Raw genomic sequence first — 15875 nt, 5'->3', positions numbered from 1 at the left:
ACATCCGAATATCTCACGTCCGTTAGAATCATCCCTATTGCGCGGGTACCTGCCCTGTAGCAGTGATGCTTCCGATCCATAAGCGCTTCGTGTAATCCTGTTTTATGGTCAGATTTGAACCCAAACTCCATTGAATCGGCCCCACAGCGCTGAACCCATCCTTGGTTGCCGTATATAGGTTCGTTGGATATGTATCCCAATTGCTTCCAATGCTTGTCAGGTGTACTACACCATCGTAGGTATAATTCAAAGCTAGTGAACTGGCGGCTTTCCCTATCGAGTTGGTCAGGCTTACTTGATTCCCAGCAAGGTCGTATGCATAGCTGAGGGTTGGTCCTGAATCTGTGGTGCATTTTGTCGCTACACACTGCCGTTCGTTTAGGATATGTCCCATTCCGTCATAGCCTAGGATCGACCGGATTGTGATTATCCCCGTTGCAGGTGGTGCATCGCCGCAAGTCGAACTCTGTGTCCACTCATTGGTCAGATGCCCACTAAGGTTTCCACCGGCTCCACTGACACTCGATGCATCGTATTGATAGCAGGAATACGGGCTCCCGTTACTGTAGCTTTTGCTCAATATGCGGTTTAATTCATCATAGCCATAGGTTATCGTTATCTCCCTGGCATCTTTTTTCGTAAGTAGATTTCCGTTCGCATCGTATGTATAGCCCATTGTTCCCGGCACATACGTCATCACATTTGAAGTGGGACAACTAGCCGAAGAGTTCTCTGGGTTCGATGCGCACAACAATTGTGATAACGAGTTGTAGCTGAAGGTTCGTGTTCGGGTTGCATCGCTTGCCTCTATATTCCCTTGCTGTTTTACCTCAATTAAGTTATTCAGCAGGTTATAGCTGTAGGTTGTATTGAGCGAGCCTGGCTCTAACACCTTGACCAGTCTTCCAAAGACATCGCTGATTCTATCCCACTTGGATCCATTTTCGTTCGTGAAAGTAACTTTATTCCCAATATATTCCCATGTTTGGCTCGTCTTGCTGTCCGCGTTTGCGATACTGGTCACTCTCCCCAAGGCATCGTACAGGGTCGTGGATATCCCATATGTCGTATCGGCTTGTGATCGATAAGGATTGCTGGCTGTATGTATACGACCATTGCCATCAAATGTTATATCGACATAATCTGTTCCCCCAGGATCCGAATCTGTTTGTGTTTGGATCACATGTCCTATTCCATCCATTACTTGAACGGTCTTCAGCGAAGGTGTTGGGCTCTGCGTAACGGATTTTGTGATTGTTGGGGAACTTCCACTATCATTATATGTGTAGCTTGTGCTTGGGCGTTGGTTTCCATTATTGGGATCTGCTGGCCCATCGATCTTGGTTAGTCGGTTCAACGGATCTGCATATGTATAGTTCGTAGCTTGAGAGTTCTCGTCATCAGATTCGACCAGATATCCAGTTGCATAATCATAGGAGAATTTCACCGCATGTGATCTTTCTCCCGTTTTCGGGTACGTGATCTTTGAAACGTAGGCGTTCGTAATACCATTAGAAGGTTTTCCATTCCCGGAATCGTCGTACGCGTAGTCCGTTTCGTGGGATTTACCATCAAATGATTTAACGACCTGTCCTGTCTGATCGTAACGGTATTGAGCTTGCATATCGGAGCATCCGCTCTGAAGACATCTCTTTATAATCGTGGTTAAATTGCCGCGGGGACTCTTTACCTTTGCTCCGTAGGCATTCTCGTCATGCTGCAAGACAGACGAGGTCTCGGAGACATCTGCTTCGTCATAAAAATAGTCCGTCTTCGCCAGTGTCGTCCCCTGTGAATCTGCTATTGTAATGCTCTCCGGCCGATCAAAAATCGAGGCTCCTTTGGAATACGTAGGTGTCACTGCGAAATTCTTGTATGTTTTGTCTGTAGTTCTTGTGGCCGATGTTGCTCCATCTACATATTCGGCAATCTGGCTAATTTGACCTCCGTATCCATAGCTATAGACTGTTTTTAAGGAAGTACCTTTGGGGATCACTTGCTCGACCGAATGAAGTAATGTGAAGTTCTGCCATTCTTTGTTTACGGTTAGCAAGGTTTCATCACCTTTTCCGTGGTACGCGACACTATTCTCAACAGGTAGAACGTGTGCATCTGTGTCACCCCATATGGGGACTCTTAAATTAGGAAGGACCTTCTTAGGGTAATATGAGTAAACTGTGTTATAAGTGCTTCCGGATATTTTGTCGATTGTTGTGACGGTGGTGGTTTTGGATTCCCAGTTTCCCTTAAACTGGGCAGACCAGTTTGTGGAATAGGCATAGTCCTGATGGAGGGATATGGTCGAGCCATCAAAGCTTACATCCCGGGATCTTAGAACAACTCGGTCGTATCGATCTTCGCATATAATGGAATTAGAGCGGGTATCGATATCTAATGCGGTATATCTAGCGGAGTCAAATTCTTTTTCAATATCCCAGGTATATGAAACATATGCTCCATTGGGGTAAGTTATTTTGCTAATCAACCCATAGATTGGATGGTAATCGAATGTATATGAGGTGTTATTGGGCAGCGTAATGCGATGAATTACACTGATGGGGGATGCCATCACCCCACCTGTTCCACCACACGCATAGCCTGTTCGTATGGAAATCGGTGTATATCCGCCAAATTTGTCAGCAAACGAAATGTTTTCCCATTCAATTTTGTACGGTGTTAGCATTCCAGATATATTTAGCGCAGTTGTTCCCGATCCGAAACCAGACGAAGTGAGGAGGGTTCTGTTTAGTGTGTCAGTGTAGGAGAAAGCACCATTATTGTTATCTACAATATTGATCTTGTTCCCATTTGTATCTTCAATTGTGTCGGCTAGCTTTAACCACGTAGAGGAATTGCCTCCGGCTAGAGATGCCCAAGAGTCACCATGGAGCTCAGAGCTAGGGAAGTGATACACGGTTCCATGAGCGTCAGCAATTTCAACTTCTCTGTAGTGAGTGCCATCTTTTCGCATGTTCACTTTGTAGGGATCGGTCGCATCAAAACCATCAGTCTCCCAAACATGTGCAAGGTGTTTGCAGCCATATTCGTCGTCGATAATGAAGGAAGTGCCCAACGGCGTGGATGTGCCATCGGGGGAAGAGAATAACATTGAGTCATAGTATGTGCAGGTTTCAATTGGAGCTCCTGGTGCATCTGTATTTGCATAACGCTTTTTCATAGTCGTCATACTGAGAACTGGCGCCGTATATGTCCAACCTCCACTCGCTAAGAAGGTTTTAGAGCTAACCCAATCCATTCCGCCATATGCATTGTTGTCAGTAGGGGTGATTGGCGAGAGAAAGAATGCGGTATTTGTGTTGTAAGTGATGGCAAACGGTATGCTGAGTTTTCGCCCGGCAGGCAAGGGGATGGGAATGCGAATGTCCACTGAGCCATTGACAGGATTGACCGTCTCATTCAGCAGGTGAATATAGTCATGCCCTGATCCTGGGGCGGGCGTCGCCGTTGTTGCCGTCACGTCATTCGATTGTGCCTGACACGAGATGGCTATGCTCAATACCGCAGCGAGAAATCCTACAATCTTTGTCATTGCCGTTGAGTGCTTATCTAGCAATACTTCCTCCCCAATGCGACAGACCCATGCTTTTAAAGCCTGAAACAAATTTCTAGCGATGGTTTAAGGCCTGTTATGCAATATAATCACTTAAATACAACGTTGTCATCTGGTGGCAAAATGGCTCACGAATTGGTAACTGGACAAACCATATTTGCGAGCGAGGCCCATCCCTGATCGCAGTGAGACTTGCGAGTGTCAAGAAAGATGGGCGATATGAACGACCTTGACTTCGCTCCCCCAAAGACTAATCTCTGATCGCAGGAGAATGGTCAATAGTACAACACAAGGAGCCAGGTGGGCACACCTTCTCTTCTGCGAATGCGTGTTTCGCGAAGTGAATTTGCAGTCAATCTATTTGCGCTATATCGCGAGCCGTTTCTCCAATCAGATTGCGAAGAGAAGTATAGTCTGACATTTTGTGGTGTGCTTGTCTCCACGGTCGTTTGTACTTGTGTCAGCATACTAGATGTTTAGAGCTCAAAGAGATGCGGCAATTTTCATCGTACGTAGGATATATGTCATTTCACCCTTGTCAATTAGAAAACTTCTGAGATTATCTGGGGAAGGCTAATCCGCGCCTGGGTGTTATGCCGTTGGAAGGTACTCCAGGGCTGATCACATTCTTGGGGCAGCTTACGATGTGCCCCAAGAATAGTCATGGTGTGACAAAAGTAACACGTGACGGACTAAGATGATGCGTTTTGCGGCTATAGCAGAATTCTTTGCTCCGGTGGACTCCAAATACGGAGGCCCTTTTCTCTTCGCAATAGAATTGCTCTTTCTAAGTAAGAGCTACAGGAGAAGAAGATGGTGATAACGAGTATGCGAATGATGCGATTTCTAGCCTGCATTATTCATGAATTTCGGATCTGGATTCTCGGAAACCCGCTTCCTATGCACACTTGAGCCCTGTTTTCGCATTCGGCCGCGACTGACAGACTGTTTGGCGGTCAAAATCCTGGAATCGAAAGAAGTGCATCATTGCTGCTTTTCAGAGACCAACAGCTATTCATGAATAATGCGGGCTAGTGTAGTCCGCCGTTAATCTCATCATTTAATCAAGGCAGACTTGGCTCGCTAAACCTTTTCCAAGATGTCGTTGGCCTTAGCAGTCCAGATGAAAGGTTTAGGGTTCAGGTTATGGCGGTCGATGTAATCGCCTATGGCCATGATGAGTTGTTCAAGATCGAAGAAAACACCTCGGCGGATGCGGTTGACGGTTAGGTCGCGGAAGAAGCGTTCAATCATATTCAGCCAAGAAGCCGAAGTAGGTGCGAAGTGCACCAGAATGCGCTTGTGTTTGGCCAGCCAGCGCTGAACTGCTGGATGCTTGTGTGTAGCGTAGTTATCGCAAATGATGTGGATCTGCTTGCCGACAGGCACCGTCTGGTCGATCAGACGCAGGAACTTCAGCCACTCCTGATGGCGATGCCGCTGCTGACACAGACCATAGACCTCACCGGTGGCGGTATTGAGGGCGGCAAACAGCGTGGTGGTGCCGTTGCGTTTGTAGTCGTGAGTCATGGTCTGGCCGCGGCTCTTCTTCATGGGCAAGCCGGGCTGTGTGCGGTCCAGAGCTTGTATCTGACTCTTCTCATCGACCGACAAAACTAACGCATGTTCGGGTGGACTCAGGTAGAGGCCGACGATATCTTCCAGCTTATCTGCGAAGTTCGGATCATTGCTAATCTTAAAGCTCTTGACGAGATGTGGCTTGAGCCCGTGTGCGCGCCAGATGCGACCTACACTGGACGCAGAAAGGCCCATGGCACGGGACATAGTGTTACGAGACCAGTGTGTAGCAGCCTCTGGTTTGCTTTGCGTCGTTTTGCTGATTACTTCGGCAACCGTCTGAGCGGTGATGGTTGGCTTACGCCCCGGACGTTGCGCATCCCGAAGCAAACCTTCGAGGCCAAGGGCAAGGAAACGTCCGCGCCACAGTGCTGCCATGCGGGGAGCCACCCCTAACTGGGCGGCAATCTGCTTATTCCCTAAACCTTCGCTGGCCAGCAGCACAATGCGGCAACGTTCCGCTACCCGCACCGGTGTAGTCCGCCGTCGTAGCAGCCTCTGCAATTCCGCTCGTACCTCAGAATCTAGCCCAACGGTTGGAGCTACGCGCATACTCAGTCACCTCAACTGTAGATGAGATGTCCTACACCTTATAAACGACTTTATTTATGGCGAACTACACCAGTTTGCCTTAACCAATATATGTGGCCGGTTTGTCAGTTCAGGCACAAACAGCAAATGCATTCCCCAGGAATGGCAATGCTGGAATTGGGACAACGAGCCGCGTATTTCCTCTTTCAGTGGTTACCTCAAGTAATGCACTGATCGACACTAAAAGAGCCGGAACCTCTGCAGATCTTTATGAGAGCAGCAAAAATGGATGGCATAGCTGGCAGGTTGGTGTGGGCGCTTTCGGTGTTGCTGGATTTAATTTTGTCGATCAGTCCCCTGTATATCTCAAGTCACCATTAGCAGCAGCGGTAATGTTGGAATAGGCATCACTAGTCGAAGCGCTACTCTGACGACATGCACCGGAATTGCTGGTTTACCAAGTCCGTCTGTTATTGTCTCAAGGATTATGGTGGGGGTGGTGACAACGTTCCTTCTTCCGAGATATTCGGCATCGATTTGGAGATTGCGAAAACAGGTCTGTACATCACTCAAAAAGAAGTGGCGTTTTGGAGGGGTGCAAATGGTTTTGTCTGGGAAGCCGTCTCCAATGGAAATCCCGTGATGTTGCAGGACTTCAATGGCAACATAGGTATAGGGACGACGGCACCTGGAGAAAGACTGGAAGTTGCAGGGAATATGAAGTTAAACGGAAATGGCTCGCATATCGTCTTCCCAGATGGAAGCCAACAAGATACTGCTTGGAGGGGCTCTTTGTGCGGTGGAGATTATGCAGAATCGGTTGATGTCTCTGATAATCGTACAAAGTACGAACCGGGCGAGGTACTGGTAATTGATTCCAATGTCGAGGAAAAGATTCTGAAATCTTCGGAGCCGTATTCGACCCCTGTTACTGGGGTAATTCCACCAAGCCTGGAGTTGTGGGCAGAAGATAGACGACATCGAGAAGCTCGGATGAGATTCCGATGGCGTTGATCGGTATCGCGCCAACTAAGGTTACAGCCGAAAATGGGTCTATCAAGCCTGTAGATATTTTGGTTACATCCTCCATTCCAGGATATGCCATGAAAGGAACAGATTTCGGTCGCATGTTGGGTGCGGTGATAGGGAAAGCTTTCGGACATCTTAATGCCGGAACGGGTGTGATTGAAGTGGCGGTTACCCTGCAATAATTAGCAAGCTGAAACATGACGAGGTAAATGAAATGGAGAGAGCAAGATGCATAAGTATGCAAGTTCGGTTTGGATGATCGCTGCGTTGATCATATTGGGTTCTGTTGTGGAAGCCCAGACAACAAATACGTCCTCAGCGAGAGGTAATGTCGGAGTTGGCACGACGTTGCCGGCATCTGGGGCGGATGCCATGGGAGATGTGCATGTTAAATCGAACACAACGCCGACTGACAATTCATATACACCGCGTGTCAGTTTCGAAATGGGCGGGAATTACGCGAATTTTGCACCAGAGGCATACATCACTTCTCAATTTGGTGCCCCTTGGTATACAAGTCAGAATTTACAGTTTTTTACCAATGGATCATCTGATATCACCTATGGATTGAGTAATACCCCAACCGTCAAAATGACCATTTTAGGTAATGGAAATGTTGGAATTGGTACATCGGCACCGTCTTCATTGCTTGATGTCTTTGGAGGTGCCTCTTTCGGTATTCCAACTTGGGGCGGAAATAGTCTTGGGAGCGTCGGGAAATTTCAGATACTGAGCGGAGGAGCGTCACCCATCGCGAACCGATTGGTCTTTGGAACAGATAATACCGGTTGGAAAATGGCCATTAGCAAAAACTCGGCAGGCATTATTTCCGATTTAATGACCGTTCAGGACAACGGCAACGTGGGTATAGGTACGAGCAATCCGGGAAGCATGTTGGAAGTCAGCGGCAATATTGCATTAACCAGCGGAAAGGGCGGTTCGGTTATCTTTCAGGATGGGAGTAAGCAGGGTACAGCGTGGACCGGTTCTTTGTGTGGCGGTGACTATGCAGAGTCTGTGGACGTTTCCGATGACAGAGAGAAATATGAACCTGGCGATGTACTGGTAATCGATCCCCAAGTAGATGGCAAGTTCCTAAAATCCTCCGAACCCTATTCCAAGATAGTTGCGGGGGTCTACTCCACGAAGCCCGGAGTGGTTGGTCGAAGGCAGATAAGAATTAAGAGCCCTTATGAAATACCAATGGCCGTCATCGGTATAGTTCCGGTCAAAAGCAGTGCAGAGAACGGCGTAATTCGACCTGGCGATATGCTTGTGACCTCTTCCGCTGTGGGCTATGCGATGAAAGGAACTGACTATAGTCGCATGTTTGGAGCTGTGATCGGCAAAGCTATGGGATCGCTCGATTCAGGCAAAGGTGTCATTGAGGTTCTTGTCACACTGCAATAGGCGAACAACATCGCAGGTGCGCTGAAGGCGTCAAACGAAAGGAACTGCAGAAAGATGAGCAGACGAGCAAGCTTGACCGGATTATTCTTTGTACTAACACTGACAGCCGCCATAGCCCAGACTATACCAGCTGGAAATGTGTCCGCAGGGACTTTCGGCTACAATACTGGGGGCGGAACCTATATATTTCGAAGTAATGTCGGAATCGGCACGGCGAGCCCATTTCCAGCTTCGATGCTCGATGTGGAAGGGGGATACATTGCTGCTGATGTAGGTGCTTCTTCCACTGGCGCAGTTTTGGGCGCAACCTCAACGGGTTCTGAATTGAAGCTCAACGGAAGTGGCTATCATCATTATTCATTTCTGAATAGAAACGGTGATTTGGAGATCGGCACTGCTGATAGTTCTCCAGCACTTGGAGTGCAGGTGTTACCCCAACTTACAATTGAAGGGAGTACGGGTAACGTTGGGATTGGCACGCCATGGCCGGATTCGAAGTTGCAGGTTGTCGATTCCAATAGTGATACGGCAGAATGGAGTCGCGCCGGGACGTTAATACTCAGTAATTCCAATGTAACCGCAAATAACTGGCAAGGCATACAGAGCAACGATGCTAATGGAACAGTTGACGCTGGTATTGCGTTCGTCAATACCGACCATTCCAATCATTATGGTCGTATCGATTTTGGCATTAGGGGACCGTCTGGTTGGTTTAATCAGGCAATGTCGGTATACAACGGTAACGTGGGCATCGGCACGATCTCGCCCGGTGCCATACCTCCTGTGGGTTATGTTGCTGGCACACCTATCTTCGAAGTCTCTGGCGATATTATGCTGACTCGGAACAAGGGCGGTTCAGTTACCTTTCAGGATGGAACCACACAGGCAACCGCGTGGACGGGCTCACTGTGCGGCGGTGATTATGCGGAGTCTGTGGATGTCACTGGAGATCGAACCAGGTACGAACCTGGAGATGTGTTGGTGGTCGATCCCGACGTCTCAGGCAAATTTCTGAAATCACGCGAGCCATATTCAACCACTGTCACTGGGATCTATTCCACTAGGCCTGGCGTAGTTGGAAGAAGACAGACAACACCGAAATCCCCCGATGAAGTACCAATGGCTATGGTCGGCATTGTTCCTACGAAAGTAAGCACGGAGAATGGTCCGATTCGCAGAGGCGATCTGCTGGTGACTTCATCCACGATCGGATATGCGATGAAGGGTACTGATCGTAGCCGCTTGGTTGGGGCGATAATCGGCAAGGCACTCGACAGTCTTGAGTCCGGCCGGGGCATCATTGAGGTCGTCGTAACCCTGCAATAGAACCGCACTCAAATAAATGGGGGGAATGGAAGGATGCAGAATGATGAATAGGCACTGCGGCCTACTCTGGATGTGTTTGATATTTATGGGCACCTCAGCAGGGGCACAGGTGACGACGGATGGTAGCACCACACCGAATACTGTTCCATATTTCAAGACTTCTACCGAATTGAGCAATTCTCCGATTGCTGTGAGTGGGGGGAAGGTTGGGATTGGTACGACAGCATCGCCGAGCCAAGCTTTGCAAGTGAACGGGAATATCCTCAACACATATGGATTATTCTCTGGCAACTACGATGTCAGTTATGACAGCAATGACCTGATTGTGTCTGGGGTTGGCCTCGGCAGATCGGGTATATTATTTACAACCAATGCGTCGTATTCGCCGAATAACCCATACAACGCAATGTACTTGAACTTCTTTGGAAACCTTGGCGTCGGTACAACTAGTCCGAGCCAAAAGTTGACAGTGAACGGGAATCTGGCAACATCACACAGTCTATTATCTGGCTCATACAATGTCAGTTATGATAGCAATGATCTGATTGTTTCTGGCGTGGGTCTCGGCAGATCTGGCATTCTATTTACAACCAACTTTTCATATACGGCAAATAATCCTTACAATGCAATGTATATAAATTTCTTAGGTAATGTAGGCATTGGGACGATGTCACCATCGTACAAGCTGGATGTAGCTGGACAAATTCATACGGCAGGCAGCATCGTTTTTGCAGATAATAGTACACAAAGTACAGCATGGACCGGCTCCTTATGCGGTGGGGATTATGCGGAATCCATCGATGTGTCGGATGATCGCAAGAAGTACGAGCCGGGTGACGTTCTGGTGATTGATCCTGTTGCCGAAGGCAAGTTTCTCAAATCTGCCGAGCCTTATTCAACCGCCGTTGCGGGTGTGTATTCTACGAAGCCGGGTGTTGTAGGTAGGAGACAGACAACGACCAAAGGTCCAGATGAGATACCCATGGCAGTTATTGGCATCGTTCCTGTAAAGGTCAGTGCAGAAAATGGCGCCATTCGTCCCGGAGAAATTCTCGTTACTGCTTCTATGCCTGGATATGCAATGAAGGGCACAGATCGTAGTCGCATGTTCCAAGCTGTCATTGGCAAGGCGATGGGAACACTCATCTCTGGAACAGGGATTGTCGAAGTGTTGGTATCGTTACAGTAGCGTAGTCTCCATTGAATTCTATCCCTGCCCAGCGAATGAGCAAGGAATTGTTGTGAAAGCGATGAGCGATTGTTTGAGAGGAGGCGGTATTTGCCTTGACGGTTGTTAATTGGTGTTGGAATAGCTGTTTGGGCACAGAATTCAAATACTCTTTCTGTGTATAAAACTGCGTCTCCATTCCTGCTGTTGACTTGTCTTGCGTGTGCTTGTGTGTGGGTTAATAGTTGAAGAGGCACATACCGTCTGGGGTTAGTAGTGAGTTAATCCAGCCTCATCTTATTCCACCTGTCCGCCCTCCCGATTCTTGTCAGCAATGTTGACAAGAATTGCCGTCTTGCAACAATTTCAATGCCACTTTTATTGTTGGAGATTGTCTGGACTCTCGAACAGGTCAGACGGGTACGATCCATACTGTCCATGGTGTATTTCGTCCTGAATGAAGTTGCAAAAAGATCGCTCCGGTAGATAAAGCGTTTACCCTATCTATCCTGGAAGTAACAATATATCGATCCCCGACGTTTGGGATTTTTTGCATAGATACTTGTCCCCGAACGGACCCGACCGAACCATGTCCGAAGGATCATGCACCATCAGTGAATAACCCTTCTTGGAGGTGTAGTGCTCTGTAAGGCCTATGTTCCTTATTCTACCTGTTTAAGAAAATAGCATCATGTCACATCAAAAGTTATAAGTAGATGATTATGCGTGTAGTAAACAAAGGCATTGCACATTTGCAAGGTATCAAGGACACCCGGGCCCAAAGGGTAGAGTCTAACAGTGCGGGGGCCTTATAGGGTTACGTCATTATTGTTTGTTGGCGAGTAAACGCAGAATACGTATATCTCCTCAACGTATTACCGAGGTAGGGCGGTGAGGGTACTCTGGACAGTATTGTCTGGGGGCGCGATTATTTAAGGTAATTTAGCAGCATGTCTAGATTACGTTCAACGCAGAGAGGTCTAGAGGGGAAATGGGTAAACATCTCAGAATTGTGTGGGTAAGCCTGTCATTTATAGCGATGACTGCAATTGGACAAGTTTCATCTACAACGGTGACAAATAGTAATGATGGCGCTCCGAATACCGTTCCGGTATATATTGGAAGTTCGAGCCTAACCAACTCCATTATTACCCAATCGAATGGCAATATAGGGATTGGTATTAAAAATCCGACTTTTCCTCTTGCTGTATCGGGAAGTATTGTCGCTGACAGTTCGAGCAGTGGGACCTGGTCCAATGTAATTGGCATTAATCAAAGTACGAATCTTAATTACATGCAGGTTGATAATAACGGCAATACATATTTCTCATCCAACCATGGTGCCAGCTTTGGGTTTATGGGTGGGAACGTTGGAATTGGCACAAATATTCCAGGATATTCTGTGGATATTCAGCGCCCGACCAGTCCGATCGTGTCAATTGGCCAGCTGAGCTATACCTCTTCGCCTAGTTCTGTCACTACCGTAGCTGAAGTGAGATTGAACAATCAGGTTGACAACGGAGATAAATTTGTCGGCCTGAAAGCCGAAGTATACCCGGGGCAATATATGCCATCTTTCGCAATTGCCACTAGTCCAACCTACACGCATAGCCCAGTGAATACATTTGTAGTTCGAGAGGGCGGTAACATTGGCATTGGAACGAATATCCCCGCTTTCCTCGTTGATGTTCAAAGTGCTGATAGCCCAATCATATCAATTGGGCAAAAGAAGTACATTGCATCGCCAAATTCTGCGACGCAGGTAGCAGGGATACGCCTTAACAATCAGGTCGGGAATGGAGACAAATTTGTCGATGTCAGGGCAGTTGTGTTTCCTGGGCAGTATATGCCATCTTTCACAATTGCCACTAGTCCAACCTATACATTTACGCCAACAGACTCTTTTGTCGTAAGAGAAAACGGAAACGTTGGAGTTGGCACTGCCACGCCTGGCGAGAAATTGGAAGTCAGCGGAAATCTAAAGATGGCTGGCAGTTTGAAATTTTCTGATGGAAGCACGCAAGCTACAGCGTGGACAGGTTCCCTCTGTGGAGGAGATTATGCAGAATCGGTGGATGTCTCCGATGATCGTACAAAATACGAACCGGGTGACGTACTGGTGATCGATCCCAGCATCGAAGGCAAGATCCTGAAATCCTCGGAATCGTATTCAACCTCAGTTACAGGGATATATTCCACCAAACCTGGGGTTGTGGGCAGAAGACAGACAACACCGAAAAGCGCGAATGAGATTCCAATGGCGATGATCGGTATCGTGCCGACTAAGGTTATTGTCGAAAATGGGCCTATCAAGCCAGGAGATCTTCTGGTTACGTCCACCACCCCTGGATATGCTATGAAGGGAACGGATCGCGGCCGCATGCTGGGTGCAGTGATAGGGAAAGCCTTTGGGCATCTTAATTCCGGAACAGGAGTCATTGAGGTGGCGGTTACGCTGCAATAATAATGCTTCAAGCTTGAACAGGGAAATAGAACAGAAACATCAAGATGTATAAGAATGTAAAGCTGGTTTGGGTGGTTGCGATGCTAATGATATTCAGCTCTGGATTGAAAGAACAGACAACAGATACGTTCTGCTCAAATGGTAATGTGGAGAATCGGCATAACAAACCCTGGATAGAATCTTGGTGCCGGATGCAGGGCATCGTGATTGGGAAAGTCTTGAGAAATGCTTAATCCGGAATCAGTGTGGTTTAAGTAGTGATTACTCTTAAGTAAGATCAAGCCATGAGAAAAAGTGAAAAAGATGAATCTAATTCGACGAGCGTTATTTATATTCTGCTTAATAGGTTTTAGTGTAGATGCGGTTGCACAATCGGCGATTACTGCAAGCCAACTGCAAGTTGATAAGGTAGTAACCATTGGCCCTGCCGGTACACACGGTGTTGGGGTCTTGGATGGAAATAACGCCTTTGCGGGGCAGTTTTATGGAATTACGGGTGGAGGTTTTCAATTCACGAGCAGTATGGGGGCGAATACCATTACTCTGCTCAATAACGGTAACCTCGGAATTGGCACATCCAGTCCTAATGCAAAGCTAGATGTAGGTGATGCTGGAGGTGGCGGATCACTAGAGACAGTATTTGCACGACTTGGGGAGGGAAACGCAAGTGGTGATGGTACGTTTCTAGGCGTACGGGGGTGGTGCACTCAGTCGAGTGAATGTAACACATCCTTCCCGAATATTCTGTCGTTCTCTCTAGAACATCATTTTTATGGGCACACCAACAGCAGCATCAACTTCTATCGTGGTGGAGATATGAATGGGGGCTTTATTACATTCGCAACCAGTAATAACAGTGAACGAGTAAGAATAGACGGTGCAGGTAATGTTGGCATCGGCACAACGACCCCTGGTTCCAATTACAGGCTAGATGTTGCAGGGACGATACACACGTCAGGATCGGTGGTGTTCGGGGACGGAAGTACCCAAAGCACGGCATGGACGGGCTCTTTGTGCGGAGGTGATTATGCGGAGTCTGTGGATGTAACGGGAGATCGAACGAAGTACGAACCTGGAGATGTATTGGTCCTGGATCCGGGTAGTGCTGGAAGAGTTCTCAAATCGGTCGATCCCTATTCTACGTTTGTATCGGGCATATATTCGACGAAACCAGGTGTAGTGGGGAGAAGACAACTCACGGAGAAGACAGCGTCAGAAGTTCCCATGGCTATGGTAGGAATCGTGCCGACAAAGGTCAATACGGAAAACGGCTCGATTCGGATTGGAGATCTTCTTGTTACTTCTTCCACATCAGGTTACGCCATGAAGGGAACTGATCACAGTCGCATGCTCGGAGCGGTAATTGGCAAAGCAATGGGAAATCTTGATTCAGGGAAAGGTGTAATCGAAGTGCTGGTTTCTTTGCAATAGCAGCTTCGTAAAGACATATTGGCCGTAGAAACCTCAAAAGCAAGTTGATACAAAAAGGTAAGAGTAATGAGAAAGACGATATTGGGGATTCTCCTCTGTTCGAGCGTTGCATTAAATGTAACTGCGCAGAATACAGTTACCACTTCAGGGGGCACGACATCTACAATTCCAGTATTCACTGGAAATTCGACAATCGGTAATTCACCCATTGCGACTACTAGCTCAGGCAATGTCGGGATTGGCACGACAACACCTGGAGCCAAGCTCCAGATTGTGGATACACCGGGATGGGCCCCCTATACTACCTATCAGGTAGCATTGCAAACCAATGGTTACAAAAACGCAGACCAGCCATCCATTCCGCAGGATACTGCGGCATTCGCCTTTTATCCAGCCAACTATGTGTTGGGAGGTGCTGGGGATTGGGGCAGGACTCTAGATATAAGAGTGAGGGGTGCCACAGATGGAAAGGGAGCGGGAATGGGGGTAATAAGGTTCTTTGCGAATCCTACTGTTCTTGGAGCCGCCGAAACAGAAATAATGAGAATTCAGGGAAACGGTAACGTTGGAATTGGTACGAATACTCCTGCGGCTATATTGCACGCGGTCAGTTCTGTAGGTAACTTGGCTCCATCGCTCACTTATGGATCACCGGCAGGATTCATTTTCAATACTGCAAGTCAGGAGCTTGCAGGTGGGACGGATATTGCTTCTCCTTGGGCGTATTGGCTGCAAGTCAGATCATGGGGTAGCGTAGGTAATCCTTTAAGTCTTAATCCCGCAGGCGGCAATGTCGGCATCGGTACAACAGCCCCTGGGGCAAAACTCGAAGTCGCTGGTAGTGTGAAGGTCAGCGGTAGTGGAAGCTCCATCATCTTTCCCGATGGCAGCGTCCAAAGCGTAGCATGGACCGGCTCTCTCTGCGGTGGCGATTACGCTGAATCAGTAGATGTAGCAGGTGACCGGATAAACTACGAACCCGGCGATGTTCTGGTAATCGGGACAGATAATTCATCTGACGTGACAAAATCTACCGAACCCTATTCTACCTTCGTTGGCGGAATATATTCCACAAAACCAGGTGTCATTGGCCGAAGACAAATCTCTGAACAATCCAGGAGCAAGACGGAAGTTCCCATGGCGATGGTCGGTATTGTTCCTACAAAAGTCAGTGCGGAAAATGGCCAAGTTAGGAGAGGCGACTTACTTGTTACCTCATCTACTCCAGGTTACGCAATGAAGGGAACAGATCGCAACCGAATGCTCGGAGCCATCATTGGGAAGGCGATGGGGAATCTGGATTCGGGGAAAGGGATCATTGAGGTGCTTGTCTCGCTGCAATAGCCGTAGTCGGGGCATTTCTCGCG

Annotated in this window: 11 protein-coding genes; 9 read left to right on the top strand and 2 right to left on the bottom strand. The window is 47.8% G+C overall.

Going from position 1 to position 15875, the window contains the following annotated elements; translation table 11 throughout:
• Positions 1 to 34: 34 nt before the first annotated feature.
• Both AC6I7T_RS13360 and AC6I7T_RS13355 read right to left on the bottom strand, forming a co-directional pair.
• Positions 35 to 3574: an RHS repeat domain-containing protein gene (locus tag AC6I7T_RS13360; RefSeq protein ID WP_497793958.1), complete on the bottom strand. Its 3540-nt coding sequence runs from the start codon at positions 3572 to 3574 to the stop codon at positions 35 to 37.
• 1080 nt (positions 3575 to 4654) lie between these two features.
• Positions 4655 to 5701, bottom strand: coding sequence for an IS630 family transposase (locus AC6I7T_RS13355; RefSeq protein ID WP_497793956.1), 1047 nt, complete (start codon positions 5699 to 5701; stop codon positions 4655 to 4657).
• A 101-nt stretch (positions 5702 to 5802) separates the two neighbouring features.
• Between AC6I7T_RS13355 and AC6I7T_RS13350 the strand changes: the two genes are divergently transcribed.
• The 9 genes from AC6I7T_RS13350 (at position 5803) to AC6I7T_RS13310 (ending at position 15852) form a co-directional block, all read left to right on the top strand.
• Positions 5803 to 6084: a hypothetical protein gene (locus AC6I7T_RS13350; RefSeq protein ID WP_497793955.1), complete on the top strand. Its 282-nt coding sequence runs from the start codon at positions 5803 to 5805 to the stop codon at positions 6082 to 6084.
• Between the two features lie 31 nt (positions 6085 to 6115).
• Entirely contained in the window at positions 6116 to 6694 is a 579-nt protein-coding gene (locus AC6I7T_RS13345) for a hypothetical protein (RefSeq protein ID WP_497793954.1), read from the top strand.
• Positions 6685 to 6891: a hypothetical protein gene (locus AC6I7T_RS13340; RefSeq protein WP_497793953.1), complete on the top strand. Its 207-nt coding sequence runs from the start codon at positions 6685 to 6687 to the stop codon at positions 6889 to 6891. The genes AC6I7T_RS13345 and AC6I7T_RS13340 overlap by 10 nt, the downstream gene beginning before the upstream one ends.
• A 46-nt stretch (positions 6892 to 6937) precedes the next feature.
• The gene (locus AC6I7T_RS13335) at positions 6938 to 8119 is read left to right on the top strand and encodes a hypothetical protein (protein WP_497793952.1); all 1182 of its coding nucleotides are present in this window, start codon (positions 6938 to 6940) and stop codon (positions 8117 to 8119) included.
• A gap of 54 nt (positions 8120 to 8173) precedes the next feature.
• Positions 8174 to 9445: a hypothetical protein gene (locus AC6I7T_RS13330; protein WP_497793951.1), complete on the top strand. Its 1272-nt coding sequence runs from the start codon at positions 8174 to 8176 to the stop codon at positions 9443 to 9445.
• A gap of 85 nt (positions 9446 to 9530) precedes the next feature.
• On the top strand, positions 9531 to 10634 hold the full coding sequence (locus AC6I7T_RS13325; protein ID WP_497793950.1) for a hypothetical protein: 1104 nt from the start codon (positions 9531 to 9533) through the stop codon (positions 10632 to 10634).
• A 970-nt stretch (positions 10635 to 11604) separates the two neighbouring features.
• A complete protein-coding gene (locus tag AC6I7T_RS13320) occupies positions 11605 to 13077 on the top strand; it encodes a hypothetical protein (protein WP_497793949.1) in 1473 nt (490 codons plus the stop codon).
• Positions 13078 to 13380: 303 nt separating this feature from the next.
• Positions 13381 to 14508, top strand: a complete 1128-nt coding sequence (locus AC6I7T_RS13315) for a hypothetical protein (protein WP_497793948.1) — start codon at positions 13381 to 13383, stop codon at positions 14506 to 14508.
• 66 nt (positions 14509 to 14574) lie between these two features.
• A complete protein-coding gene (locus tag AC6I7T_RS13310; RefSeq protein WP_497793947.1) occupies positions 14575 to 15852 on the top strand; it encodes a hypothetical protein in 1278 nt (425 codons plus the stop codon).
• The last annotated feature ends 23 nt before the right edge of the window (positions 15853 to 15875 follow it).

The organism is Humiphilus diazotrophicus (assembly GCF_059726315.1).
Note: the sequence above shows the minus strand (reverse complement) of the source record. Positions and strands in the feature narration are given on the sequence as shown.

Coding starts and splice junctions, on each gene's coding strand:
- AC6I7T_RS13355 (WP_497793956.1), bottom strand. CDS start 5,701: ATGCGCGTAGCTCCAACCGTTGGGCTAGATTCTGAGGTACGAGCGGAA.
- AC6I7T_RS13325 (WP_497793950.1), top strand. CDS start 9,531: ATGGGCACCTCAGCAGGGGCACAGGTGACGACGGATGGTAGCACCACA.
- AC6I7T_RS13345 (WP_497793954.1), top strand. CDS start 6,116: ATGCACCGGAATTGCTGGTTTACCAAGTCCGTCTGTTATTGTCTCAAG.
- AC6I7T_RS13310 (WP_497793947.1), top strand. CDS start 14,575: ATGAGAAAGACGATATTGGGGATTCTCCTCTGTTCGAGCGTTGCATTA.
- AC6I7T_RS13340 (WP_497793953.1), top strand. CDS start 6,685: ATGGCGTTGATCGGTATCGCGCCAACTAAGGTTACAGCCGAAAATGGG.
- AC6I7T_RS13330 (WP_497793951.1), top strand. CDS start 8,174: ATGAGCAGACGAGCAAGCTTGACCGGATTATTCTTTGTACTAACACTG.
- AC6I7T_RS13335 (WP_497793952.1), top strand. CDS start 6,938: ATGCATAAGTATGCAAGTTCGGTTTGGATGATCGCTGCGTTGATCATA.
- AC6I7T_RS13320 (WP_497793949.1), top strand. CDS start 11,605: ATGGGTAAACATCTCAGAATTGTGTGGGTAAGCCTGTCATTTATAGCG.
- AC6I7T_RS13315 (WP_497793948.1), top strand. CDS start 13,381: ATGAATCTAATTCGACGAGCGTTATTTATATTCTGCTTAATAGGTTTT.